29 protein-coding genes are annotated in these 24,187 nt (G+C 71.1%); 12 read left to right on the plus strand and 17 right to left on the minus strand.

Annotated features, from left to right (window positions below):
• Window positions 1–87 precede the first annotated feature (87 nt).
• Together ACFQ11_RS09830 and ACFQ11_RS09835 are read left to right on the plus strand one after the other, a co-directional pair.
• Entirely contained in the window at window positions 88–1,272 is a 1,185-nt protein-coding gene (locus ACFQ11_RS09830; RefSeq protein WP_378297690.1) for a glycosyltransferase family 4 protein, read from the plus strand.
• On the plus strand, window positions 1,251–2,513 hold the full coding sequence (locus ACFQ11_RS09835) for an MFS transporter (RefSeq protein ID WP_378297691.1): 1,263 nt from the start codon (window positions 1,251–1,253) through the stop codon (window positions 2,511–2,513). The genes ACFQ11_RS09830 and ACFQ11_RS09835 overlap by 22 nt, the downstream gene beginning before the upstream one ends.
• Here the strand turns inward: ACFQ11_RS09835 and ACFQ11_RS09840 are convergent.
• Both ACFQ11_RS09840 and ACFQ11_RS09845 read right to left on the minus strand, forming a co-directional pair.
• Window positions 2,510–2,953 (minus strand): winged helix-turn-helix transcriptional regulator, encoded by a 444-nt coding sequence (locus ACFQ11_RS09840; protein WP_378297692.1) that lies wholly within the window; start codon window positions 2,951–2,953, stop codon window positions 2,510–2,512. The genes ACFQ11_RS09835 and ACFQ11_RS09840 overlap by 4 nt on opposite strands.
• Window positions 2,954–2,988: 35 nt before the next feature.
• Window positions 2,989–4,149, minus strand: a complete 1,161-nt coding sequence (locus ACFQ11_RS09845; RefSeq protein ID WP_378297693.1) for a thiolase family protein — start codon at window positions 4,147–4,149, stop codon at window positions 2,989–2,991.
• 140 nt (window positions 4,150–4,289) lie between these two features.
• Between ACFQ11_RS09845 and ACFQ11_RS09850 the strand changes: the two genes are divergently transcribed.
• Window positions 4,290–4,775 (plus strand): DUF3592 domain-containing protein, encoded by a 486-nt coding sequence (locus ACFQ11_RS09850; protein WP_378297694.1) that lies wholly within the window; start codon window positions 4,290–4,292, stop codon window positions 4,773–4,775.
• Between the two features lie 4 nt (window positions 4,776–4,779).
• Here ACFQ11_RS09850 and ACFQ11_RS09855 read toward each other — a convergent pair whose 3' ends face one another.
• On the minus strand, window positions 4,780–5,259 hold the full coding sequence (locus ACFQ11_RS09855) for a carboxymuconolactone decarboxylase family protein (protein ID WP_378297695.1): 480 nt from the start codon (window positions 5,257–5,259) through the stop codon (window positions 4,780–4,782).
• Complete coding sequence (locus tag ACFQ11_RS09860) at window positions 5,256–6,335, minus strand: NAD(P)H-dependent amine dehydrogenase family protein (protein WP_378297696.1); 1,080 nt, start codon at window positions 6,333–6,335, stop codon at window positions 5,256–5,258. The genes ACFQ11_RS09855 and ACFQ11_RS09860 overlap by 4 nt, the downstream gene beginning before the upstream one ends.
• Before the next feature lie 253 nt (window positions 6,336–6,588).
• On the opposite strand from ACFQ11_RS09860, the gene ACFQ11_RS09865 reads away from it, so the two are divergent.
• Entirely contained in the window at window positions 6,589–8,121 is a 1,533-nt protein-coding gene (locus ACFQ11_RS09865; RefSeq protein WP_378297697.1) for a GMC oxidoreductase, read from the plus strand.
• A 42-nt stretch (window positions 8,122–8,163) separates the two neighbouring features.
• Here ACFQ11_RS09865 and ACFQ11_RS09870 read toward each other — a convergent pair whose 3' ends face one another.
• Together ACFQ11_RS09870 and ACFQ11_RS09875 are read right to left on the minus strand one after the other, a co-directional pair.
• Window positions 8,164–8,325 carry a hypothetical protein gene (locus tag ACFQ11_RS09870; protein ID WP_378297698.1) on the minus strand — a complete coding sequence of 54 codons (162 nt, stop codon included), beginning with the start codon at window positions 8,323–8,325 and terminating at the stop codon, window positions 8,164–8,166.
• A 456-nt stretch (window positions 8,326–8,781) separates the two neighbouring features.
• Entirely contained in the window at window positions 8,782–8,919 is a 138-nt protein-coding gene (locus tag ACFQ11_RS09875) for a hypothetical protein (protein ID WP_378297699.1), read from the minus strand.
• Window positions 8,920–9,041: 122 nt separating this feature from the next.
• On the opposite strand from ACFQ11_RS09875, the gene ACFQ11_RS09880 reads away from it, so the two are divergent.
• The 4 genes from ACFQ11_RS09880 (at window position 9,042) to ACFQ11_RS09895 (ending at window position 12,281) form a co-directional block, all read left to right on the plus strand.
• Entirely contained in the window at window positions 9,042–9,314 is a 273-nt protein-coding gene (locus ACFQ11_RS09880) for a WXG100 family type VII secretion target (protein WP_026402572.1), read from the plus strand.
• A 97-nt stretch (window positions 9,315–9,411) separates the two neighbouring features.
• On the plus strand, window positions 9,412–11,019 hold the full coding sequence (locus tag ACFQ11_RS09885; RefSeq protein ID WP_378297700.1) for a hypothetical protein: 1,608 nt from the start codon (window positions 9,412–9,414) through the stop codon (window positions 11,017–11,019).
• Window positions 11,020–11,119: 100 nt separating this feature from the next.
• Window positions 11,120–11,641, plus strand: a complete 522-nt coding sequence (locus tag ACFQ11_RS09890) for a pentapeptide repeat-containing protein (protein WP_378297701.1) — start codon at window positions 11,120–11,122, stop codon at window positions 11,639–11,641.
• 94 nt (window positions 11,642–11,735) lie between these two features.
• Window positions 11,736–12,281: a hypothetical protein gene (locus ACFQ11_RS09895; protein WP_378297702.1), complete on the plus strand. Its 546-nt coding sequence runs from the start codon at window positions 11,736–11,738 to the stop codon at window positions 12,279–12,281.
• A 105-nt stretch (window positions 12,282–12,386) separates the two neighbouring features.
• On the opposite strand, the gene ACFQ11_RS09900 is transcribed toward ACFQ11_RS09895, so the two are convergent.
• From ACFQ11_RS09900 to ACFQ11_RS09910, 3 genes are all read right to left on the minus strand, one after another.
• Window positions 12,387–12,830: a nuclear transport factor 2 family protein gene (locus tag ACFQ11_RS09900; RefSeq protein WP_378297703.1), complete on the minus strand. Its 444-nt coding sequence runs from the start codon at window positions 12,828–12,830 to the stop codon at window positions 12,387–12,389.
• A gap of 38 nt (window positions 12,831–12,868) precedes the next feature.
• Window positions 12,869–13,735 carry a TIGR03619 family F420-dependent LLM class oxidoreductase gene (locus ACFQ11_RS09905; protein ID WP_378297704.1) on the minus strand — a complete coding sequence of 289 codons (867 nt, stop codon included), beginning with the start codon at window positions 13,733–13,735 and terminating at the stop codon, window positions 12,869–12,871.
• A gap of 103 nt (window positions 13,736–13,838) precedes the next feature.
• Window positions 13,839–14,978 (minus strand): acyl-CoA dehydrogenase family protein, encoded by a 1,140-nt coding sequence (locus ACFQ11_RS09910; protein WP_378297705.1) that lies wholly within the window; start codon window positions 14,976–14,978, stop codon window positions 13,839–13,841.
• 76 nt (window positions 14,979–15,054) lie between these two features.
• Between ACFQ11_RS09910 and ACFQ11_RS09915 the strand changes: the two genes are divergently transcribed.
• On the plus strand, window positions 15,055–15,756 hold the full coding sequence (locus tag ACFQ11_RS09915; protein ID WP_378297706.1) for a MerR family transcriptional regulator: 702 nt from the start codon (window positions 15,055–15,057) through the stop codon (window positions 15,754–15,756).
• On the opposite strand, the gene ACFQ11_RS09920 is transcribed toward ACFQ11_RS09915, so the two are convergent.
• The 7 genes from ACFQ11_RS09920 to fdxA form a co-directional block, all read right to left on the minus strand.
• Window positions 15,757–17,307 (minus strand): polyamine aminopropyltransferase, encoded by a 1,551-nt coding sequence (locus ACFQ11_RS09920; RefSeq protein ID WP_378297779.1) that lies wholly within the window; start codon window positions 17,305–17,307, stop codon window positions 15,757–15,759.
• Between the two features lie 104 nt (window positions 17,308–17,411).
• Window positions 17,412–17,837 (minus strand): DUF350 domain-containing protein, encoded by a 426-nt coding sequence (locus ACFQ11_RS09925; protein WP_378297707.1) that lies wholly within the window; start codon window positions 17,835–17,837, stop codon window positions 17,412–17,414.
• A gap of 17 nt (window positions 17,838–17,854) precedes the next feature.
• Complete coding sequence (locus ACFQ11_RS09930) at window positions 17,855–18,298, minus strand: DUF4247 domain-containing protein (protein WP_378297708.1); 444 nt, start codon at window positions 18,296–18,298, stop codon at window positions 17,855–17,857.
• On the minus strand, window positions 18,295–18,795 hold the full coding sequence (locus tag ACFQ11_RS09935; protein ID WP_378297709.1) for a DUF2617 family protein: 501 nt from the start codon (window positions 18,793–18,795) through the stop codon (window positions 18,295–18,297). Before ACFQ11_RS09935 ends, ACFQ11_RS09930 begins: the two co-directional genes overlap by 4 nt.
• A gap of 2 nt (window positions 18,796–18,797) precedes the next feature.
• A complete protein-coding gene (locus tag ACFQ11_RS09940) occupies window positions 18,798–19,415 on the minus strand; it encodes a DUF4178 domain-containing protein (protein WP_378297710.1) in 618 nt (205 codons plus the stop codon).
• 165 nt (window positions 19,416–19,580) lie between these two features.
• The gene (gene dapC / locus ACFQ11_RS09945; protein ID WP_378297711.1) at window positions 19,581–20,684 is read right to left on the minus strand and encodes a succinyldiaminopimelate transaminase; all 1,104 of its coding nucleotides are present in this window, start codon (window positions 20,682–20,684) and stop codon (window positions 19,581–19,583) included.
• Between the two features lie 72 nt (window positions 20,685–20,756).
• On the minus strand, window positions 20,757–21,083 hold the full coding sequence (gene fdxA, locus ACFQ11_RS09950; RefSeq protein WP_131759039.1) for a ferredoxin: 327 nt from the start codon (window positions 21,081–21,083) through the stop codon (window positions 20,757–20,759).
• A 112-nt stretch (window positions 21,084–21,195) separates the two neighbouring features.
• Between fdxA and ACFQ11_RS09955 the strand changes: the two genes are divergently transcribed.
• Window positions 21,196–21,450 (plus strand): putative acetyltransferase, encoded by a 255-nt coding sequence (locus ACFQ11_RS09955; protein WP_378297712.1) that lies wholly within the window; start codon window positions 21,196–21,198, stop codon window positions 21,448–21,450.
• Window positions 21,451–21,468: 18 nt separating this feature from the next.
• Here the strand turns inward: ACFQ11_RS09955 and ACFQ11_RS09960 are convergent, their stop codons facing one another.
• The gene (locus tag ACFQ11_RS09960; RefSeq protein ID WP_378297713.1) at window positions 21,469–22,314 is read right to left on the minus strand and encodes a polysaccharide deacetylase family protein; all 846 of its coding nucleotides are present in this window, start codon (window positions 22,312–22,314) and stop codon (window positions 21,469–21,471) included.
• Between the two features lie 237 nt (window positions 22,315–22,551).
• Between ACFQ11_RS09960 and ACFQ11_RS09965 the strand changes: the two genes are divergently transcribed.
• Both ACFQ11_RS09965 and ACFQ11_RS09970 read left to right on the plus strand, forming a co-directional pair.
• Window positions 22,552–23,142, plus strand: coding sequence for an RNA polymerase sigma factor (locus ACFQ11_RS09965; RefSeq protein WP_378297714.1), 591 nt, complete (start codon window positions 22,552–22,554; stop codon window positions 23,140–23,142).
• Window positions 23,139–24,173 (plus strand): CU044_5270 family protein, encoded by a 1,035-nt coding sequence (locus ACFQ11_RS09970; RefSeq protein ID WP_378297715.1) that lies wholly within the window; start codon window positions 23,139–23,141, stop codon window positions 24,171–24,173. The genes ACFQ11_RS09965 and ACFQ11_RS09970 overlap by 4 nt, the downstream gene beginning before the upstream one ends.
• The last annotated feature ends 14 nt before the right edge of the window (window positions 24,174–24,187 follow it).

Here is a 24,187-nt window from a genome sequence, read left to right on the forward strand (position 1 = left end):
CGGACGCGCCCGCACCGGCGGCGACGCTCGGTCGCCGAGTCCGTGCGGGGCGTGCATGGCGGGCGGCTGCGGGGGAAGCGTTCCGGCATGGAGATCCCGCGGACCCTGGTGCTGACCGGGCATTTCCCCCCGGAACCGGGCGGGGTGCAGACGTTCACGTGGGAGCTGGTGCGGCGGCTGCCCGCCGACCGGCTGCTCGTGGTGGCGCCCGCGTGGGCGGGGGCCGCGGAGTTCGACGCGGGCCTGCCGTTCCCGGTCGTCCGGCGGCGCGGTTACCTGCTGTTCCGCGGGCTGCGGCGGCTCGTCGCGCGGCACCGGATCGACGCCGGGTGGATCACCGCCGCCGCCCCGTTCGCGATGTACGCGCCGTTCGTCCGGGCGGCGGGGGTCGGGCGGCTCGTCGGGTCGACGCACGGGCAGGAGCTCGGCTGGTTCCGGGCGGCGCCGACGCGGGCGGCGCTGCGCGCGGCGGCCGGGTCGTTCGACGCGCTCACGCACCTGTGCGCGTCCACGCTGCCCGAACTGGAGGACGCGCTCGGCGGCCGCACCCGGCTCGTGCGGCTCGCGGGGGCCGTCGACACCGGCCGGTTCCGGCCCGGCCTGGACGGGACGGCGATCCGGCGGCGGCACGCGCTCGGGACCGGTCCCGTGGTGCTCAGCGTCGCGCGGCTCGTCCGCCGCAAGGGCCACGACACGCTGATCCGGGCGTGGGCGGACGTCGTGCGGCGGCGGCCGGACGCGCGGCTCGTCATCGTCGGGGACGGCCCGATGCTGCGCCGCCTCACCGAGCTGGGCGACCGCACCGCGCCCGGGTCCGTCACCGTGACGGGACCGGTGTCCGCCGACGACCTGCCGCTGTACTACGCGGCCGCCGACGTGTTCGCGCTGCCCTGCCGGGACGACCGCCGCGGGCTGCAGACCGAGGGGCTCGGGCTGTCGACGCTCGAGGCGTCCGCGTCCGGGCTCCCGGTGGTCGTCGGCCGGTCCGGGGGCAGCCCCGAATCGCTCGTGGACGGGCGGACCGGCGTGCTCGTCGACGCGTCCCGCGGCCCGGACGAGCTGGCCCTCGCGCTGCACCGGCTGCTGGCCGACCCCGGCCGCGCCCGCGCGCTGGGCGCCGCCGGACGCCGCTGGACGTGCGCGGAATGGAGCTGGGACGGCGCCGCCGACCGTCTCGCCGCCCTGCTCCGCGGCTCCCCCCTCGGCGCGCACGACGAGCGGGAACCGCACCGACCGGGGACGGAGCCCGCATGGGACTCAAGGATCGGCTGAACCGCCGGGACTTCCGGCGGCTCATCGTCGGCCAGGCCATCTCGTCGTTCGGCGACTGGATGGGCACCCTCGCGCTGATGTACTTCGTGCTGGAGATCTCCGGCTCCACGACGGCCGTCGGCGGCGTGCTGGTGCTGCGGCTGCTGCCGTCCGCGCTGGGCGCGCCGCTCGCCGCCCGGGTGGTGACCCGGTGGCGGCGGCGCAGCGTGATGATGACGTCCGACCTGATCAGGGCCGGGATGGCGCTGACGCTGCCGCTGCTGCCGTTCCTGTGGTGGGTGTACTTCTGGGCGTTCCTCATCGAGGTCGTCGGGCTGATCTTCCTGCCGGCCAGGGACGCGGCCGTCCCGTTCCTCATCGAGGACGACGAGGACGAGCACGACACGAGCGTCCTGGAGGTCGCGAACGGCATCACGATGGCGACCTCGTACGGGATGATCCCGGTGGGCGCGGGCGCGTTCGGGCTGATCCTGTGGGCGTCGAACCAGGCGGGCTGGGAGGGCCACTGGCGGTACGTCGTGGTGTTCTGGCTCAACGCGCTGACGTATCTGGCGTCCTACGTGGCGGTCCGCTCGATCCCCGACCTCGGGCCCGGCCCGCACGAGCGGCGGGCGGCGGAGCGGGAGACCGAGACGCAGCGCGGGTTCTTCGCGGCGCTGAGGCTGCCGACCGTGCGCGGCGTCATCCCGGGCGTCGCCGTCATCGCCCTCGGGCTCGGCGCGCTGTTCTCCCTCGGCGTGGTGTTCGTCCGGAACGTGCTGGGCGCGGGCGCGGTCGGGTTCGGCGCGCTCGTGGTCCTGTTCGGCGTCGGGGCGCTCATCGGCCTGCTGCTCGTCCACCGCAAGGGGTGGAACCTGCTGTCGCAGATCCGGACCGGGACGGTCGTGCAGGGCGTGGTGATCGCGCTGATGGGCGCGCTCGCGTCCCCGGCCTGGTCGTTCGCCGGCGCGGTCCTGTTCGGCGCGGGCGCCACGAGCGCGCTCGTCGGCGGCATCACCTACCTGCAGGAACGGCTCGGCGGCGGGGACCGCAACCTCGCCCTCACCGCGTTCCACGCGACGCTGCGGTTCGGCCTGGCGCTGGCCGCGCTGCTGTCGGGCGCGGCGGCGGACCTCCTGGACGGCGCGGACGCCACGCCGTTCGGGATGGCCCCGGCCCAGTTCGTCCTCATGCTGTCGGGCCTGGTGGTCCTGGCGGGGACCGTCCTGGTCCGGGCCCCCCGGAACGAGCGCCCGGGCTAGGCGGTGCGGGCGCCCCGGCCGGTGGGGTGCCCGCCCTCCATCGCGGGACGCCCGCAGTGCGCGCAGACGACCTCGGTCTCGAGACGCTCGCCGCAGGTGTGGATCCAGCGGACCGGCGGGTCGTCGGGGTTGAGGTACCGGTCGCCCCACTTCATCAGGACGGCGAGCACCTCTCCCAGCTCCAGCCCCTTGGCCGTCAGGTGGTACTCGTACCGCGCCGGGCGGGAGCTGTAGGGTTCCCGCCGCACGATGCCCGCGTCCTCCAGCTTGCGCAGCCGGGTCGTGAGGATGTCGCGGGCCGCGCCGGTGTTGCGGGCGATCCCGTCGAACCGCCGCACCCCGTACACCAGCTCCCGGATCACCAGCAGCGTCCAGCGTTCCCCGACGACCTGCAGCGCGTCGGCGACCGAGCATTCGCGGGGGTCGGCGTCCTTGCCCATGTCCCCCAGCATAGGGACGGCCCGCGCGCCGGCGGTCAGAGCCGCTCGAGGAGCACGGCGTTCGCGAGCCCGCCCGCCTCGCACATCGTCTGCAGCCCGTACCTCGCGTTCCGGTCCTCCATCGCGTGGACGAGCGTCGTCATCAGCCGCGCGCCGCTCGCCCCGAGCGGGTGCCCGATCGCGATGGCGCCGCCCCGCACGTTCACGTCCGCGAGGTCGGCGCCCGTCTCGTGCGCCCACGCCAGCACGACGGACGCGAACGCCTCGTTGACCTCGAACAGGTCGACGTCCCCGATCGACAGTCCCGCCCGCGCCAGCACCTTCTCGGTCGCCGGGACGATGGCGGTGAGCATCAGCAGCGGGTCGGCGCCGGCGACCGCGAACGAGTGGAACCGCGCCCGCGGCCGCAGCCCGAGCCGCCGCGCGGTGTCGGAGGTCGTGATCAGCAGCGCGGCGGCCCCGTCGTTGATCGGCGAGGCGTTCCCGGCGGTGACGTTCCAGCCGATCTCGGGGAACCGCTCGGCGTGCGCGTCGCTGTGGTAGGCGGGCTTCAGCCCGGCGAGGGCCTGCATGGACGTGCCCGGCCGGACGGTCTCGTCCCGTCCGGCCCACGCGACCTCGCGGTCGAACTCGCCGGCGTCCCACGCGGCGGCGGCCCGCATGTGCGACGTGTACGCGAACTCGTCCATCTCCGTCCGGCTCAGCTTCCAGCGGCTCGCGATCAGCTCGGCGCTGATCCCCTGCCCGACGAGCCCGTCCGGGTACCGTTCGGCGAGCCGGGGGCCGAACGGGTCGGTGCCGGGCAGGACGCTCGATCCCATCGGCACCCGCGACATCGACTCGACGCCGCACGCGATCGCGATGTCGTACGCGCCGCTGAGCACCCCCTGCGCGGCGAAGTGCGCGGCCTGCTGCGACGACCCGCACTGCCGGTCGACGGTCGTGGCGGGGACCGACTCGGGGAAGCCGGCGGCGAGCACGGCCGTCCGCGTCGCGTTCACCGCCTGCTCGCCCACCTGGGTGACGACGCCGCCGACGACGTCGTCCACCGTCCCGGGGTCGATTCCGGACCGTTCGACCAGGGCCTGCAGCGTCCGGGCCAGCAGGTCCACCGGGTGCTCGGCGTGCAGCGCCCCGCCCGGCCTGCCCTTCCCGACCGGTGTCCGGACGGCCTCGACGATCACCGCATCGCGCATGACGACCTCCTCGTATCGCGGTGACCCGACGGTAACCGCAGTTAGTTGGAAAACACAACCCTCTACATGTGACGAAGCCGACGAAACTCCGGACGCCGACTAGGATCGGCACACCGCCTCCGCACCCGGGAGCCGACACCGTGAACGACCGTCTCCTCGCCCTGGCCCGGCTCGTCGTCTTCGCAGTGGTCCTGGTGCTGATGGGCGGCCTACTGGCCTACACCGGCGGCCGCGACCTCATCCTGGCCTCGACGCTCCGCGATCGCGGACGCCCCGCCACCGGCACCGTCCTGGACACCCGGGAGAGGACGACGAACTCCAAGAACGGCGGCCGCTACACCGAACTCCGGGTCGAGTTCACCGCCGCCGACGGGACCCGGCACGCCTTCTGGGACCGCGGCGAGGCCGCCGTGGGCGAGACCGTCGTCGTCCACTACGACCCCGAGAACCCCGAGACCGTCGTCATCGGGGCGATACCGGCCCGGTCGCCGGCCGGTTTCGCGATGGTCGCGGCCGGCGGGACGTTCATCCTGAGCCCGGTTCTCATGATCCTGTACTACCGCCGCCACCCCGTGAAGGGCGCACACGCCGCCGGATCCCGCAGGCGTCCCCGCCCGGGCCGCTGACGGGTCAGCGCTTGGGAAGCATGCACATGGCGTCGAGACCGAGGACGTGGTTCAGCCGGCCGAACGCCAGCCAGGAGCCGATGCTCATGCTCAGCTCGACGATCTCCACCTGGCTGTAGCAGGCGGTCATGCGGGCCCAGAACTCGTCGTCGAGGCCGTGGTGGTCGAGGGCGTACCGCTCGGCGTACTCGGCGGCGAGGCGGGTGCGGTCGTCGAACGCGTCGGTCGTCCGCCACTCGGCCACCGCGTCGAGAAAGCCGTCCTCGACCTTCTCGCCGTCCCGCTCGGTCCGCCAGTCGAGGCAGAAGACGCAGCCGTTGAGCTGCGCGATCCGCAGCCGCGCGGCCTCGAACTCGCGGAGCCCGAGCGTCGTGTGGGCGTACACGGACATGGAGAAGTTCGCGGCGGCGGGCCCGATGCCGGGCACCATCTCGCCCCACACGTACTCGATCGGGTCCCTGCCCTCGGGGATGTCGATGTTCATCGCGCGGCCCTCCCGAGCACGCCGGTCGCCGGACGGATCGGGACGTCCAGCGCGTCGTACAGTCCGGGGTCGTTCTCGACGAGCCAGCCGATCGCGCCGACGAGACGTCCGACCGCGGTGGCGTTCCCGCCCGCCGCCCGGTTGCCGCTCGCGTCGGTGGCCTCGACCGTGACCTCGATGCGCGGATCGCCCTCGATGATCACCCGGTGCGCGCCGTCGCCGTCCGGCGGCACGGGCCAGTCGGGGGCGCAGGACGGGTGGATGCGGGTGACGTGCTCGATCACGATGCGGGGCTCGCCGCCGACGACGCCCTGCACCTCGAACCGCACGGCGCCCTGCGTGCCCTTCTCGAACTCGCCCATCAGCTCCGTCGTCACCGTGGCGTCCAGCGGGCGCCGCTCCAGCGTCTCCCGGACCTCGTCGAGCTCCACGCCGAGCCCCCGCGCGATCAGCCGCACCTGCCCGCCCCACACCATCGTCGGGACGGACGGCGCCAGCATCGGCGGCTCGTAGTCCATCGGCTGCCCCATGCCGACCAGGAACCGCACCGCGTCGGGCTGGTCGTAGGTGGTGTAGTCGAAGATCTCCTGGCACCGGACGACGTCCACCCGCGCGCCCAGGCCGCTGACCATCAGCGGCAGGACGTCGTTGCCCCAGCCGGGGTCGACGCCGGAGACGAACAGGGATCCGCCGCCCTCCGCGACGGCGGCGAGCACGGCGTCCCGCATCTCGTCCGGGGCGTTGCGCTGGTCGTAGAGCGCGTACAGGGCGGGCGTGACGACCACCGCGCCGGCCCGGATCGCACGCAGGATGTCGGCGAGCGCGTCGTCCGGACGGACGTCGCCGGACGCCGCGTACACGACGGCCGCGGGGCGCGCGTCCAGGACCGCGCCGACGTCGTCGGTCGCCGCGACGCCGAGGTCGCGCCCGAGGCCGCCGAGGTCGCCGGCGTCCCGCCCGACCTTGCCGGGATCGTGGACGATCACGCCGGTGAGCTCGAGCGCGGGATGGGCCTCGACGGCCCGGAGGGCGAGCCGACCTACGTTTCCGGTGCCCCAGACGACCGTGGAGATCATACGGCGGAGGCTAACAGCGCCCGGCACGCTTGCCAAGCAAGCATTTGGTTAACTGACCGTAATCGGTTACCCCGGGTGAGTGATCGAACAAAAGTTACCCTCGCGTACATTGTGGCTTTTCCCCGGGACCCGAGGTAGAACCTGTTCCAACCCACCCCAAAGTGAGGGAGCTCACATGAGTGACCCGTCGCTGCCCGTAAGCAACTCTCGAGGTATCTCGCGCCGCGGATTCATCGCTGGAACCAGTTCCATTGTGGGACTCGGCCTGCTCGCCCGCCCGGGGACCGCCGCCGCCTCGATCGACCACGGAGCGCACGTTCCGGTCCTGATCATCGGGACCGGTTACGGCGGCTCCGTCGCCGCGCTCCGCCTCGCCCAGGCCGGTGTCCCCGTGCACATGGTCGAGATGGGGCAGTCCTGGACCACCCCCGGCTCCGACGGCAAGATCTTCGCCAACACCCGCACGCCCGACCACCGCTCCTACTGGCTCAGGACCCGCACCAAGCAGCCCATCAGCAACTTCCTCGGCTTCCCCCTCGACAAGGACGTCCCCAGGTACACCGGGATCCTGGACGCCGAGGAGTTCAGCGGCATCACCGTCTACCAGGGCCGCGGCGTCGGCGGCGGCTCCCTCGTCAACGGCGGCATGGCCGTCACCCCGAGACGCGAACGGTTCGGCGCCGTCCTGCCGTCCGTGGACGCCGACGAGATGTACGACGTCTACTACCCCCGCGCCAACGCCGGCCTGGGCGTCAACCAGATCGACCGCGCCTGGTTCGACACCACCGACTGCTACCAGTACGCGCGCGTCGGGCGGAAGCACGCCGAACGCTCGGGCTTCGACTTCGTCTACGTCCCGAACGTCTACGACTTCGGCTACATGAAGGCCGAAGACCTCGGGAACGTTCCCAGATCGGCCCTCGACGCCGAGATCCTCTACGGCAACAACCACGGCAAGAAGTCGCTCCAGCAGACCTACCTCGCCAAGGCCGCCGCGACCGGCCGCGTCACCATCTCCCCCCTCCACCGCGTCACCTCGGTCACCCCGGCGTCCGGCGGCTACACGGTCGCCATGGAACAGCTCGACACGAGCGGCAACGTCACGTCCACCAAGACCATCACCGCCGGCAAGGTCTTCTTCGCCGCCGGAAGCGTCGGCACCAGCAAGCTCCTCGTGAAACTCAAGGCGACCGGCGCGCTTCCCAACCTGAACAACGAGGTCGGCAAGGGCTGGGGCGACAACGGCAACGTCATGTGCGGCCGCGCCAACCACATGTGGGACCCGACCGGCTCGCTCCAGTCGTCCATCCCCACGGTCGGCATCGACAACTGGGACGACGGCGGCGCCTTCGCCGAGGTCGCGCCCCTCCCCACCGGCATCGAGACGTACGCCTCCTTCTACCTGTCGATCACCAACACCCCGCACCGCGCCCAGTTCACCTGGAACGGGAGCAAGGTCGACCTGAACTGGCAGAGGTCCTGGAAGCAGACCAGCATCGACATGGCCAAGTCGATCTTCGACAAGATCAACCGCAAGGAGGGGACGATCTACCGGACCGACCTCTTCGGCGCCTACAAGATCTGGGGCGACCACCTCACGTACCACCCGCTGGGCGGCGCCGTCCTCGGCAAGGCCACCGACAACCACGGCCGCCTCCACGGCCACCCCGGCCTCTACGCGATCGACGGCTCGCTCATCCCCGGCAACACCACCGTCAACCCGTTCGTCACCATCACCGCCCTGGCCGAACGCAACATCGACAAGATCATCACCACCGACTTCTAACCCACCCGCCCCGGCCACCCACCCGTGGCCGGGGCGCCCCGTTCACCCGTCCCGCAGGGTCACGCCAGGGGCGTCGGGCACCTTGATGATTCGCGTCTGCGGGCTCCACGTGCGCCCGTACAGACTCTTCATCACCTCACCGACGAAGTCGACCTCGCTGATCTCCACGAGCCGCACCACGCGACCGTCCCGGCTGAACACCATGAGGGCGACCAGAAACGATGGGTCGTACCCGCTGCCTTTGTAGGAGATAGCCGACCTCCTCTTCCAGGTCCGCCGGCTCGATCACCCGCATCTCATCCCACGTGAAACCCAGGTCGCCAAGGGCGGCCTGCCCCCTGTGCTCCGCCTGCCGAATCCGCTGACTCACCACACCTTCCCCCAAGGGGGTGAATAGACGCTGAAAAGGAGTGGGCTCGACGATATTGACCACGCGTCCGCCATCGATGTTCAGCACCCGAGCGGCGGACGAGAATGCGCGACTTCCCTGATAGTCCAACGAGGGACCTGGATACTCGTCAAGAGAACTTCAACGGCCATCGATGGGGACCGATTCCTGTTCTTCCTGCTCAAGGGCCAGCCACCGACAACACCGACCACGGCCTGATGTGGTCACCCAAACGCAGCACCGCCCACCGAGACGTCCCTGTCCGTCCCCGCCTAGACGCGGATGCCGAAGCGCCACGCGGTCACCGCCCACCGGTAAGCGCGGATCTCCTCGATCGGCGTTCCGAACATCCGACGGACGACGAGCCCGGTGTCGTCCGGATCCTTGGAGTCCCAGCGGCCGTCGCGCACCGCCCACTCGGAGCGGCCGTTCCGACCTGACGAAAGCCCCGACAAAGTTCTTGACCAACACCCACCACATCCGTCTACGCTCGCCACGAACTCCCCGAACCATGCGGCGGAAGGCCACAGTGATGAGCGGTGACAAGCGCGGCGCCAACATCGGCGAACTCGAGGAACTGTCCCGGATCTTCGCCAAGCACGGCCGGAACCTCGACGCCCTGATCAGAGACCTCAACGGCCGCACGGTCAGTTCCAGCGCCGTCTGGTGGGGACCCGGCGCCGACCGGTTCCGCGCCGCCTGGGCCGAGGCAAAGACCGCCTTCGACAAGATGGCCATCGCCCTGGAGCAGGGCAGCCAGGACATCAAGCGCTCCCAGCAGAACATCGAGGCCGCCACCCGCTGACCGCACCAGCCCCGTGGTCTCTCCCCGCAAGGCCACCCGAATACTCGGATCGCCCGAGCATGCACACCTTGCCTTGCGTGGCTGAGGGGACGGCCCGATGACGCGGGCGCCGCAAGCCGCCGCCCAACTCCAGCACGTCCGGCGCCTCGCGGAGGAACACGGCCCCGCGCTCAAAGAAGCCTTCGCGCTACTGCAGAACGGCGCCCTCGTCGGCCCGGGCGGCGACCGCCTCCACAAGACGCTCGCGGCCGCACACCACGAGGTGCGGTCGTCCCTCTACGCCGCCTTCGACGCGGTACAGCGCATCGCGGACGAAGGCGGGATACTCCCTCGCGTCCAGGCGCCGTACATCCCCGGCGCACCGGCGGCCGCCCCCCGCGCCGCCTCCAATGTGCGGAGCGGCTCGCCCGCGGCGCTCAACCGACTTGCGGGGGAGCTGCTCCGTGCCGCCCGTTCGTGGCGGGACGCCTCTGATGCACTGTCCCGCGTCCTCAGCGGTCTCGGCCTCAGTGCCACAACGTCGCGGACGATCTCCCGCGCGGCCGACCGCGTGGCCGCGCAACGCACCGACATCGAGAGGCGCAGGGATGAGCTGCTCAAGAGCGAGAGGCAGCGACTTGTCCATGCGGCCGTCACCGGCGCCCAGTTGGCACTTACCGAAAAGAGGGGCCTTACGGATGTCCTCGGCGAGGCATTCGACGACACCTGGAACATGTACACCGGCCGCTATCTTGCCGGTGTATGGGAAGGCACGAAGGATATAGGCCTCACCGCCCTCGCCGGCAACCCGATTACGATGCCACTCTATATGGGCATCGACCAGGAGAGTTGGCTGGAGCACGGCCCGGTCGGCCAGGCTGCGGGCATCTACTACGGCGTCCAGAATCCCACCGAGTTCGCCAAAGCCGTTGTGAACTGGGAAGGATGGAAAGAGGATCCGGTCCGGGCCTATGGCGAGGCCGTTCCGAACGCCGTCATGTTCGCTCTCACCGGCGGCACCGGCTCCACTTCGGGCATTGTTGCTAAAATCCGAAAAGTCGTACAGCGCGCCCACCAGAAGCGGGCGGAGACGAAACAATCTCCAACCCCGGAAGCCGAGCCACAGCGACCGGACCCGGCCCAAAAAGCACCGGACTCGTCTTCCTCAGGCCAAGACGCCCCTTCCTCTGGTCCGCAGTCGCCTCATCCGGTGCTACCACGCAGACCTGCCTCCCCCAATGAACCTCACCCCGCACTGTCGCCGACAGAACTACAAGATCTTGAAAATCACCTAAAAGGTCTCCAGAGACGACACCCGGATAAATATGTCGAGACCAAAAAGGACCCGGACCACAGCTTCAAGGTGAGAAAAGGTTCGGAGGATGAGGCCAGGGTAGCTCTTGACCTCGCCCAGCGGGGCATATTTGACGATGGACACTCTAGGCCCGACGGTCCAGACCAAGGGGATTTCATAGACAAAGGCGTTCACTGGGACATCAAGGGCATCCACTCCGACTGGCCTCCGGGGGTACCGGAGCATATACGCTCCAAGCCCTATCGAGACGGATACAATGAGGAAAAGTTCCGAGAGATGATACTTCGTCAGTTCTCCAGACATAGGAATGTTATCCTCGACACCAGGAACGCCGACCAGCGGGCCATCGACGACATGAAGCGCATCATCGAAGAGGAGGGGTGGGGTGACCGAATCATTTGGTACCCCTGAGGGGCCTTGGAAGCCACACGTGTGGCCACCTTCTTCGGAAGCGTCTACTGTGTTGCGGGGATGGATCGAGCACCCGGGCTCACCCCTCTACGCATTGGACATGGACTTCCGCGGCGCCGATTTGATGGCGGCCGACTTCACCGAAGCCTGGTTGAGCGGCTCCAATTTCTCGGACGTGAACCTGGAAAATGTGATTCTGTGGGGAGCGCACTGTGAAGACGCCAGATTCTGTCGCGGCAACCTTCGGTCGGTCGACCTCGTCAAGGCGCATATCGACCGAGCTGATTTCTCCAATGCTTGCATGGCGGACGCCAACCTACGTCGCGTCGAGTGCGCCGGAGCAAAGTTCACCGACGCCGATATGCGGAACAGCATCTTCGGCAACGCCTCGTTCATGCGGAGTGACATGCGCGGCGCGGACTTGAGATCGTGTTCAGTAACGATGACCGCATTCACTGACGTGAATTTTGTCGATGCCAAGGTCACCGGCATGACCGGAACGATCATCGGGTCACTGATCGTCCGTGACGGAGAAGGCGTCGTCGACCTCGAGGGTTCGCACCTCGAGGATTGGTTTCGACGTAATGGAGCTCACGTCTCTGTTGTCCCCACCGTCGACTGAACGGGGCGCAGGGGAGAAGTCCTTTTCGAGGAGGCACCATGGACTTCGTCGCACTGGACAAGAGGAGCTAGGGCAAACCAGCGGGGTTGCGAGATTGAGCGCCGAGGAATTTGAGATCTACCTGCTGCTGACCATGGCCTGCGACGACAGTTTGCGCGATCGGGAACTGCGGCGGCTCAACGTATCTCTCCAGCGAGCGAAAAAGACGAAGGCCGAGGTCAGCGAGGCGACGAGGCCGGCGCCCGGCCAGCTTGACCGACTCCTGGACATCCTCGGCGAGGGAACGACACCGGAGACGATTCAGGACGATGGGCACTTCACCACCGTCGTCCGGCGCGTCTTCGACAGTTGGCGGGCGTTCACGTTCACGGTAACGGCGAACGAACTGGGCATTTGGACGGACGCGAGGTTCGTCCGCACCATGGACGAGCCGCCGGCCATGCCGGCGCACCCCGAAGGACTCACCCCCTGGGAGTTCACCCTCGACGAGGTGTCAGAGCACTTCGGACCGCTCACGCCGGGCGACTCGTGGCACCCGTTCTCCGAGTGGGGAATCCCCGGCCCTCACGGTGACTACAGCGCGGCCTTCTCCTGGGGGCTGCTCCAGACGGTGCCGAGGATCGACGGCTCCAGCGGCTGAATCGCGGACGCCACGCCGATCCCCGTGGTCGTGCCCGTGCGGCACCTGGTTCCGCGGCGGAACGCCGCCCCCGGCGAGGGGCGCACCACCACGGGCATTGACGGGTCAGGCGTCCGGCTTCGTGGTCGTGGCCAGGGCGCGGTCGGGTTCCCAGTGGGCGCGGAGGGACGTGAAGCGCCCCTCGTCGTCGACCGTGTAGACGAGGACGCAGTCGATCGTCATCGTGGAGCCGTCGCCCATGGTCGTCGTGATGGTGGCCACGTTGGCGCAGCAGGGGCCGTTGGCGAACGAGTCCTTGATGTGGAAGCGGAATTCGCTGACCGAGGCGACGAAGTTGTCCCAGAAGCCCGTGATGCCGGCGAGGCCGCGGTGGCCCTCGCCGGACGGGTCGAGGAAGGACGGGCCCACGGGGTCCTCGATGAGGGCGTCGGGGGCGAAGAGGGCCAGCCACTCCTCCTTGCCTCCGGCGATGACGGCGGCCATGGACGCGCGGGCGGCGCGGCGGGCGGGGTGGTCGGCGTCCGGGGCGTCCCAGGTAACGGCTTCCATGAGCGAACTGTAACCTGTTCTCGTTTCGGCGTCGATGGTCAGTCCGCCTTGGCGATGACGGTCTCGGCGAAGCGCTCGAGGTGCTCGATCTTCTTGGCGAGGGGCTCGGTGTCGGGGCCCTTCTGGTAGGGGTTGCGGAAGCCGACGATCACGTCGGTGACGCCCTTGTCCTCGAGGCGCTTCACGCCGTCGGGCGTGTAGGCGTCCATCGAGATGACGTGGACCTCGAAGGGGGCGTCGGCCTTGCCCTCGGCCCGGCGGATGGCGTCGATCCTGGTCAGCAGGGTGTCGAGGTCGTCGCCGCCGCCCGCGTGCATCCAGCCGTCGCCGCGCACGACCGCGCGGCGCAGCGCGGGCTCGCTGTGCCCGCCGACGAGGATCGGGACGGGACGGGCGGGGTTGAGCTTGATCGCGGGGATGTCGAAGAACTCGCCGTGGTACTCGAAGTACTCCCCCGTCGCGAGGCCGCGGAGGACGTCGATGGCCTCGTCCATCCGCTTCCCGCGGCGCTCCCACGGGACGCCCATGGCCTTGAAGTCCTCGGGCCACGGGCTCAGGCCGACGCCGAGACCGAGGCGGTCGCCGATCAGCCCGACGATCGACATCGCCTGCTTCGCCACGAGGACGGGCGGCCGCACCGGCAGCTTGAGGACGAACGGGGTGAAGCGGATGCGTTCGGTCACCGCGCCCATCGCCGCGATCAGGGTGAACGTCTCGATGAACGCCTTGTCCTCGAGGAAGCTCCGGTCGCCCGTCTCGGTGTACGGGTAGGAGGTGTCCGACTCCTTCGGGTAGATGAGCGAGTCGGCGACGGAGAAACTCGTGTACCCGGCCGCCTCGGCCGCCCGCGCGAGCGGGAGGTAGTGCGACGGGTCGGTCATGGCCTCGGCGTAGGTGAACCTCATCGGCAAATACTAGAACGTGTTCCAGTTCATGGGAACCCTCAGAGGGCGGCCCGCGGAAAGGCGCCCCCGGGCGCGAGGCCGGGGGCGCTCAGACGGGGGCGGGTCAGATGAGGGAGCGGCCGATGATCTCCTTCATGATCTCCGTGGTGCCGCCGAAGATGGTCTGGATGCGGACGTCCTGGTAGGCCTTGGCGATCGGGTACTCGGTCATGTAGCCGTAGCCGCCGTGGAGCTGGACGCAGCGGTCGACGACGCTCTTGAGCAGTTCGGTGTTCCAGTACTTGAGCATCGCCGCTTCTTCGATGCTCAGTTCGCCCTTGCTCTCCTTGACGATGCAGTCGTCGGTGAAGGAGCGCGTGACGGTCAGTTCCGTCTTCATTTCGGCGAGCGTGAACCGGTTGTGCTGGAACTTGCCGATCGGACGGCCGAACGCCTCGCGCGTCTTGCAGTATTCGAGGGTCTGCTCGAACGCGGCTTCGGCGGCGGCCTGCGCGGTGACGCCGATGGAGAGGCGCTCGCGGGCGAGGTTCTGCATGAGGTAGATGAAGCCCATGCCCTCCTCGCCGAGGAGGTTCTTCGCGGGGACGCGGACGTTGTCGAAGAACAGTTCGGCGGTGTCCTGGGCGTGCATGCCGACCTTGTCGAGGTTGCGGCCGCGCTCGAAGCCCGCCATGCCGCGCTCGACGGCGAGGAGGCTGACGCCCTTGGCGCCGGCGGACGGGTCGGTCTTGGCGACGACGATGACCAGGTCGGCGAGGATGCCGTTGGAGATGAAGGTCTTCGAGCCGTTCAGGACGTACTCGTCGCCGTCCCTGATCGCGGTGGTCTTGATGCCCTGCAGGTCGGAGCCGGCGGCGGGCTCGGTCATCGCGATGCCGGTGATCAGCTCGCCGGAGCAGTAGCCGGGGAACCAGCGGGCCTGCTGCTCGTCGTTGCAGAGCTGGCGCAGGTAGCCGCCGTTGATGTCGTTGTGGACGGAGAAGCCGGGGCCGTGGACGCCCGCCTTCGCGAACTCCTCGTTGAGGACCACGTAGTAGCGGTAGTCGGGGTTCCCGCCGCCGCCGTGCTCCTCGGGCATGTCGATGCCGAGGAGGCCCTGCCGTCCGGCGGCGAGCCACACGTCGCGGGAGACGACGCCGTCCTTCTCCCACTGCTCGTGGTGGGGCGCGATCTCCTTCTCGATGAAGGAGCGGACCATGTCGCGGAACGCCTCGTGCTCCTCGGTGAAGATCTCCCGTGCCATCCGGCGGTCTCCCTCGATAAGTGCCTGCTGATACAGGGTTAATGTAACACTGGTGGTGTCACATGGAGGGGGCGGGATGGAGCTGACCGTTGACGAGCTGGCCGCGCGGGCGGGGGTCAGTGTGCGGACGGTCCGGTTCTACGCGGGGCGCGGGCTCCTGCCGCCGCCGCGGCTGCGGGGGCGGACGGGCCTGTACGGGGAGGAGCACCTGGCGCGGGTGGAGCTCGTCCGGGAGCTGCAGACCCTCGGGTTGACGCTGGCGGCGATCGAGAGGCACCTGGAGAAGATCCCGCTGGACGCGCCGGTGGAGGACCTCGCGCTGCAACGGGCCCTCCTGTCGCCGTGGGCGCCGGAGGAGGCCGAGACCCTCGGCCGTCACGAGCTGGACCGCCGGGTGGGGCGGCACCTCGACGACGCGTCGCTGAAGCGGCTGGAGGCGCTGGGCGTCGTCGAGCCGGTCTCGGCGGACGAGGTGCGCGTCGTCAGTCCGGCCCTGCTGGGCATCGGGGCGGAGCTGGCGGCGCTGGAGCTGCCGCTGGAGACCCTCGTCGCGGCGCACGAGGCCGTCGACCGGCACACGGCGGCGCTGGCGGCCGAGCTGCAGGCGGTGTTCCAGGACAGCGTCGTCCGCCCCTACCGGGAGGGCGGGCGGGCGCCGGAGGACCGCGCGCGGCTGATGGAGATGGCGGGACGGCTCAAGCCGCTGCTCATCCAGTCGCTGGTGACGTCGTTCCGGCGCGCGGTGGACGAGACGATCCGGCGGTCGACCGAGCGCTGATCAGGAGAGCTTCCACTCGTCGTCCTCGTAGTCGACGAGGCGGGGATGGACGAGCGTGTTCGTCTCGACGTCGCGGGGGCCGCGGTCCCGCGGGAACACCGTCGCGGCCCGCAGGACGGACCCGTCCAGGAAGCGGAGCCCGGGGGCGTCCGGCGGGAGTTCCAGGGGCGGGGGCCCGGCGGCGGCGCCGGCGGTGGGCGCGGCCAGGACGAACCCCCAGTCGCCGAAGCTCGGGACGTCCACGTGGTACGGGGTGGTCGCGAATCCGGCGGCGGCGATCGACGCGCGGATGCACCAGTACGAGTTCGGCGCGAAGTAGGGCGATCCGGACTGGACGACCATGCGGCCGCCGGGTGCGAGCGCGCGCTTCACCATCCCGTAGAACTCGACCGAGTACAGCTTCGCCGTCGCGACGTCGTCGGGGTCGGGCATGTCGACGATGATCGCGTCGAACTCGGCGCGGACGTCGCGGAGCCAGGTGAAGGCGTCGGCGGCGACGGTCCGGACGCGCGGGTCCTCGAACGCGCCGCCGTTCAGCTTCTCGATGGGGCCGTAGGTGCGGGCGAGCCGGATCATCGCGGGGTCGAGCTCGACGAGCGTCACCTCGCGGACGTCCGGGTAGCGCAGCACCTCGCGGAGCGCGAGCCCGTCACCGCCGCCGAGGACGAGGACGCGGCCGCGTGTCCCGGCGAGCGCCGGGTGGACGAGCGACTCGTGGTAGCGGTACTCGTCCACCGAGGAGAACTGGAGATCGCCGTTCAGGAAGAGCCGCAGGTCGGCGTTGCCCGACACGGCGACCTTCCGGGTGATGACGATCTCCTGGTAGCGCGTGCGTTCCGCGACGGCGATCGGGTCGTTGTAGAGGGCCTGCCGGGCGGTGATCTCGAACCGGTCCGCGAGCGCGTACGTCCCGCCGAGGACGGCGAGAACGACCGCCATGCCGGCCCACAGGGACGCGCGGGTCCAGCGGCGGAGCCGGTCGCGGAACAGCCAGAGGACGACCGCGACGCCGGCGACCGCGTTGACGGCGCCGACCAGCAGCGCGCCCTTGATGTGCCCGAACGTCGGGAGGAGCAGGAACGGGAACGCGAGCCCGCCGAGGAGCGCGCCGACGTAGTCGGCGGCGAACAGGTCGGCGACGGCGCTGCCCGCGTCCTGCCGCCGGATGCGCTGCATGAGGGTCATCAGCAGCGGGATCTCCGCGCCGATCAGGGCGCCGACGGCGAACGCGACGACGACGAGCACCGGCTCGTACACGTGGACCCAAGCGAACGCCGCGTACAGCCCCATGACGGACAGGCCGCCGACGAGCGCGAGCGCGCCCTCGATGACGGCGAACGCCACGACGGGACGGCTCTGCAGCGGCTTGGCCAGCAGCGACCCGATGCCCATCGCGAACACCATGACCGACAGGACGATCGACGCCTGCGTCACCGAGTTGCCGACCAGGTAGCTGCCGAGCGCGACGAGCGCGAGTTCGTAGACGAGGCCGCAGGCGGCGCACGTGAACACGGCCGCGAGGACGAGCGCGCGGGCGACGCGCGCGGGCACGCGGGGCCGCCCGCCGGGCGCGTCCGCGGCGGCGCCGGGCGAAACGGGACGGGCCGCCTCGTCCGCGTCGGCGGTCGGGGCGGCCTCGTCGAGATCGCGGGACGTCAGGAGACCGCCCCGCACACGATCGCGGCGACGGCCAGGTCGGCGGCGGCGACGACCCAGCCCGCCGGGTGGATGGTGGCGCCGCCGACGAGGATCGCGCCGAGCTTGCCGGGGGTCAGCACGTCGATCGCGTAGAAGGCGACGATCATGATGATGATGCCGAGGACGCCGTAGACGGCCGTCCCGAGCAGCCCGTCGCTGAGGTCGTTGTCGCTGGTGACGATCGCGGTGGTGACGATCGCGCCGACGCCGAGGAGTTTGACGGCGAGCAGCAGCGCCGCGCCCCGGTTGCCCTCGGTCCAGATCTGGTGGCCGAGCCGGCCGGGGGTCGTCACCTCGACGACCAGGTAGCCGAGCACCATCAGGGCCAGGCCGAGCGCTCCGTAGGCGAGGGTGGCGCCGCCGTCGTGCAGGATGTCGTTCATCGGTAGCTCCTAGCTCCTCACTTGCCCGACCCGGGCCCGCCGCCGCGGAACGACGCGGATCCCCTGTTGTTCCAGCCGTTGCTGCCGGGGGTGCTCCAGTGCCCGCCGACGTGGGAGTGGTAGCGGCTGTAGCCGCTCCTCGCCGAGTCGACGGTGATGCGGCTGCCGGCCCCGAAGGGGAGGACGGCCACGACGTGCTTCGGGTAGCGCAGGAAGATGCCGCCCCGGTTGCCGAGCGTCGCCATGTCGTTGACGCGGTCGATCGGCTTGAGCTCCTTGCGGATCTCGCGGGCGACGTCCGCCGGCTTCTTCGGCGACCGGTAGGTGTCGTTCGAGACCCGCTTGTACTTGTCGGCGATCCACCTGTCGGGGTTCTTGTCCCGGCTGAGGACCGAGACGAGCACGATCACCGCGACGATGGAGACCGACACGGCGCCGATCGTCCAGTACTTCCTGTTCATGGTCTCACCAGCCGGCTCCGCGTCATCACGATCTCCCGGGTCTGCGGATAGGCGTGCCACGTCCGCCAGCCCATTCCGGTCTCCTCTGCCGTCTCCTCCAGTGCGAGGGCGGTGACGGCGTGCCGCGCGCCGGGGAAGGCCCCGGCCAGGGCGTCGCCGCGGTCCGCCAGCCGCGCGCACACCGCCTCGACGGCCCGGCCGAACGCGGCGTCGTCGTCGTGGCGGGCGGTCGTCGCGGTGAATTCGTACGCCCATCCGGGCAGGGTCGTGCTCGTGCGTCCGGGCAGCGGCTCGGCGGGCCCGTCCAGGCAGGCGACGGTTTCGCTCAGCGGGCCGGCGATGACCTGGTGGGACGCGCCGAGGAGGCGGAGCTGGACGGTCAGGTCGCCGTGCTGGACGGGCAGGACGGCGAGGGCGTCGAGCGGGGGCAGGCCGAGCGCGAACGACAGGCCGTCGGCGCTCGCGTCGGCGTAGGGGGTGTCGAGGGTGGTAAGCACGGTCAGCCGCCGGGGTAGATGGTCAGCGCCCCGGCGGGCACGCGCTCGCCGAGCCCCGCCTCCCACTGACCGCCGCCGTACTGCTCGAACGACAGGTAGCGGCCCTTGGGGGCGGTGTAGTCGGCGTACTCGACGCGGCCCTTCACGCCGAGGCCGGTGGTGCCCTCGCTGTCGTAGTCGGCGGTGCCGTGCTCCTCGCGGCGGTACTCCACGCCGTCGATCGTGATCGTCTTCTGACTGGGCGACATGTCGCCCATCTCGGTTTCGGTCCACCAGACGACCTCGAGGTCCGGGTCCTCCTCGACCGACACCCACACCTTGACGCCCTCGAGCTGGTCGGCGTCCAGCAGGTGCTCGGCCCAGGTGTAGCCGCCCTCGCGCATCCGCAGCGAGCCGCGGACGAAATAGCGGACGCCCAGGTACTCGATCATGTCCCCGGCCTTGATCGTCCGGGGGTCGCCGCCGGCCTGGTCCTCGGCCGCCAGCGGGTCGCGCGGGGCCGCGGCCGCCGGCTCCGCCGTCCCGGCGGCGCCGGCGCGGCGGCGCAGCAGGACGATGATCAACACCACCAGGGCGACCAGGATCAGCGCCAGCAGGATCACTATCGCGGTTTCGCCCACGGCTCCTCCGTCCCTCACGACGACCACGGCACCTGTACGGGGACCTGCGGAAGCCTACCGATTGTGCCGCCACAGGCCCATACCGCGATCAGACGCGACAAAATAACAATCGGTTTCATCCGTCAACGGACGATGTGCACGGAGACACGGGGGCGGCCGAACGGATCAGAGCCGCCCGACGGCCGCCGCTACGCGCTCGTCCGTCGCGGTGAACGCGATGCGGACGTGCCGCGCGCCGCCCGTCCCGTAGAAGTCGCCGGGGCCGACGCTGATCCCGAGCGACGCCAGGTGCGCGACGGTGTCCCAGCACGGTTCGTCCCGCGTCGCCCACAGGTACAGGGACGCCTCGGAGTGGTCGATCCGGAACCCGTGGCCCTCGAACGCGGCGCGCAGCGCGGCGCGGCGGCGCGCGTACCGGGCGCGCTGCTCCACCACGTGGGCGTCGTCGTCGAACGCGACCTTCATCGCGGCCTGCACCGGCGCCGGGACGATCATCCCGGCGTGCTTGCGGACCTCCAGCAGCCGCTTCACCAGCGCGAGGTCGCCGGTGACGAACCCGGCGCGGTACCCGGCGAGGTTCGAGCGCTTCGACAGCGAATTGACGGCCAGCAGTCCCTCGTGGGAGCCGTCGCACACGTCCGGGTGCAGGATCGACACCGGCGGGTTGGCGTCGTCCCAGCCGAACTCCAGGTAGCACTCGTCGCTGACGACGATCGCGCCCCGGCCGCGCGCCCACGCGACGACCTTCCGCAGGTGCTCGGCGGGCAGCACCTTGCCGGTCGGGTTCGACGGCGAGTTCACCCAGACGATCTTCGGCGTGACCGGCCCGAGCGCCAGCAGGCCGTCGGTCGCGACGCGCTCCGCGCCGCACAGCCGCGCGCCCACGTCGTACGTCGGGTACGCCAGCTCGGGGAACACGACCGTGTCGCCGGGCCCGGTGCCGAGCAGCGTCGGCAGCCACGCGACGAGCTCCTTCGTGCCGATCACCGGCAGGACGGCGTCGGGGTCCGCGCCCGTCACCCCGGCGCGGCGCCGCAGCCACCCCGCGACGGACTCGCGCAGCGCGGGCGTCCCGTACGTCTGCGGGTAGCCGGGCGCGTCGGCGGCGGCCGCCAGCGCCTCCCGGATCGGCTCGGGCGTCGGGTCCACGGGCGTGCCGACCGACAGGTCGACGATGCCGCCGGGATGCGCGGCGGCCCGCTCCTTGTACGGCGCGAGCCGATCCCACGGGAAGTCCGGCAGCGTGAACACCTGCGCACCCTCTCTCATACGGACGCTCTCATGCGGACGTGCGGCGCCCCGACCCCGGCCGGGCGGTGCGCCGCACGCTCCCGAACGTCGTCAGTCGTCCTGGCTCTGCGGCGGCAGCGCGGCGACGATCGGGTGGTCCTTGTCGATCTTGCCGACCTTGGAGGCGCCCCCCGGGGAGCCGAGGTCGTCGAAGAACTCCACGTTGACCTTGTAGAAGTCCTTCCACTGTTCGGGAACGTCGTCCTCGTAGTAAATGGCCTCGACCGGGCAGACCGGCTCGCACGCACCGCAGTCGACGCACTCGTCCGGGTGGATGTAGAGCTGGCGCTTCCCCTCGTAGATGCAGTCGACCGGGCACTCCTCGATGCATGCCTTGTCGAGCAGGTCCACGCAGGGCTGCGCGATGACGTAGGTCACGTCAGTGACTCCTCTCGGATCTCCGGCCCCGCCGCACGTCACGGCTCACCGCAAGCTGCCTGTGAATAGTATGGCCACGACCGCGCAGCCGATTCGACACGGGGGTCCCCGCATGCCCGGCCGCTTCGCCGCGCGACTGGTGGTGTCCATCAGCGACGCGGACGTGGGTCAGCGGATCTCGCTGCGCCGCCGTCTGCCAACGGGAGAGTACAGCGACGTGGTCGGCGTGCTCGAATCCTGGTCCGGCAAGACGCTCGCGGTGCGCCGCAGGACCGGCGAACTCGTCGAGGTCCCCGAGGACGCGATGGTCGCGGCCAAGGTCGTCCCACCGCAGCCCCCGCCGCGCCGCCGGCCCCGGACGTCCTGAGCCGCGCGCCGTCCCGGCTCAGCCGGGCGGGGCCGCCTCCGGGCCCGCGGGCGAGCCGGGCGGGGGCGGTTCCGCGCCGACGGGCGTCGCCTCCACTGGAAGTCCGGTGTACTTCTCCCCGGGCCGGAGCCTGCGGCCGTTGAACAGCTCGGAGACGGTGACGAGCGTGTAGCCCCGCCGCTGCAGGCCCGTGACGACCTCCGGCATGGCGCGGACGGTCGAGGCGTGGACGTCGTGGTACAGCACGATGTCGCCGCTCCCGCTGTCGTCGAGGCCGGACTTCGCGCTGCGGGCGGCGTCCCGGTAGAGCCAGTCCCGGGTGTCGACGCTCCACATGATCAGCGGCATCCCGACGGCCGCGGCCGACTCCGCGTCGATCGCCCCGTACGGGGGGCGCACCATGGCGGGCGTCACCCCGGCGGCGTCCCGCACCGCCTTCTGCGTCCGTGCGATCTGCGTCCGGATCTCCTCCCGCGACAGGGCGGTGAGGTTCCGGTGGTTCCACGTGTGGTTGCCGATCTCGTGGCCCTCCGCGACCATCCGCCGGACGACGGCCGGATGTTCGGGCACGTGGACCCCCTGCACGAAGAACGTGGCGCGCGCCCCCGCGCGGCGCAGCGTGTCGAGCAGCGTCGCCGTGTGCGGGCCGGGCCCGTCGTCGAACGTCAGCGCGACGCACCTCGCCCGGCGGCAGTCGATGCGCCGCGGCGGCGCCGGGCTCGGTGACCGGGCGTGCGTCGCGGACGGACGGTCCTGCAGCGCCACGTGCCGTCCGGCGTGTCTCGGGTCCGGGCGCCCGCCGCCCGCGCACCCCGCGAGCAGCGGCAGCAGTGCGGCGACAAGGGCGATATACCGTTTCTGCACCACGAACCCCCCGATCGTGTTGCTTCGCCCGCCTACTACCCTCCGCGATCATCTCGACACATGACGGATTCGTGAACTCCGCGCGCCCCCGCGGGTGAAGACCGGCGACCGTGCCGGACGACCCGCACGGCGACCGCAGCGAACGGAGCCGCATGATCCACAGTTCACGGGGCACCCGGGAGCCGCCGTCCCCGGACGCCGCCCCGCCCCCCCGCCCCGCCCGAGGACGGACCGGCCGTGCGGTTCGCGGGGGCCGCGGCGCCCTCCGACGCGCGGGTGGTCGCGCGGTCGCGCACCGAGCCGGAGGCGTTCGCGGAGCTGTACGACCGCCACGCGCCGGCCGTCCACCGGTACGTCCGGCGGCGGCTCGGCGAGCAGGCGGCCGAGGACGTCGTCGCCGAGACGTTCCTGGCGGCGTTCCGGCAGCGGAACCGCTACGACACCGCCCGTCCGGACGCGCGTCCCTGGCTCTACGGGATCGCCGCGAACCTGGTCGGCAAGCACCGCAGGTCGGAGACGCGGAAGCTGCGCGCCCTCGCCCGGACGGGCGTCGACCCGGTCGCGGACACCGCGACGGAGCGGGTGGACGAGCGGCTGAGCGCGTCGTCGGCGTCGCGGCGGCTCGCGCGGGCGCTGGCCGGGCTGTCCGCCGGCGACCGGGAGGTGCTCCTGCTCGCGGCGTGGGCGGACCTGACCTACGAGCAGATCGGCGAGGCGCTGTCCATCCCGGTGGGGACGGTGCGGTCGCGGCTCCACCGGGCCCGGCGGAAGGTGCGCGAAGCACTCGGCGGCGCGGACCCGACACGCACCGAGGAGGCCACGGAATGAACGATCTCGAAGAGCTCGACGAACTCCGCGCGTTCCGCGGGGACGTCCCGGAGCCGGGCGCCGACCGGCTGGCGCCCGGCCGGGAGCGGCTGCTGCGGGCGGCGCGGGGCGGACGGTCCCGGCCCCGGTTCCGGCTTCCGGCGGTGCGGCTCGCGGTGGCGGCCGGCGCCGCCGTGGCGGTGGGCGCGGCCGGGACGTTCGCGGTGGTGCGGGACGGGCCGCCGCCCGCCGACGTCCGTCCGGTGAGCGCGACGGTCTTCCTGGAGCGCGCGGCGGAGGCCGCCGAGCGCGCGCCCGACCGGCGCCCGGCGGACGACCAGTGGGTCTACACCAAGGTCGTCTTCCCGCCGCCGAAGGAGGCGCGGCGGGCGCGGCCGGCGGGACACCGGGAGCAGTGGGTCCGGTTCGACGGGCTGAAGTCCGCCTACGCGGCGCCGATCGCGGGCCCGGACGAGAAACTCGAGATCGTCGACAACGACCACCAGGAGACCTACGGGACCGACTCGGAGGAGCGCACGCCCGCCGAGTGGTACGACTACCTGCGCGGTCTCCCCTCCGAACCGTCCGCGCTGCTGGCCGCCGTCTACCGCCGGCACGACGCGTACGTGCGGGAGACGGGCGGCGAGCGGTTCCCGCAGGGGCGCGACCAGTGGGTGTTCTGGCGCCTGGCCGACTACCTGTCGCGGGGGGCGGTGGTGCCCGCGGCGGCGCGGGCGACGATCTACCGGGCGATCGCGAGGATCCCGGACGTCCGGGTGCGGCGCGGCGTCGCGGACGCGATGGGACGATCCGGCACCGCGGTCGTCCGGACCGGCGCGGACGACGTCCGCGAGGAGGTCGTCATCGCGGACGGCACCTACGCGTACCTGGGGACGCGCATGGTGAACACCGTCCTGAAGACGCCTCCCCCGTTCAAGGGGGACGGCCGGGGCCCCGGTCCGCCGCGCGAGCCGATCCGCGCCGGGGCGGTGCTCAGCGACCACGCGCTGGCGGTGTCGGCCGTCGTCGACGAGCCGGGCGTGCGGCCGTGACGCGCCCCGCCGGG

This window comes from Actinomadura sediminis, assembly GCF_042675525.1.
GTDB classification, from domain to species: Bacteria; Actinomycetota; Actinomycetes; order Streptosporangiales; family Streptosporangiaceae; genus Spirillospora; species Spirillospora sediminis.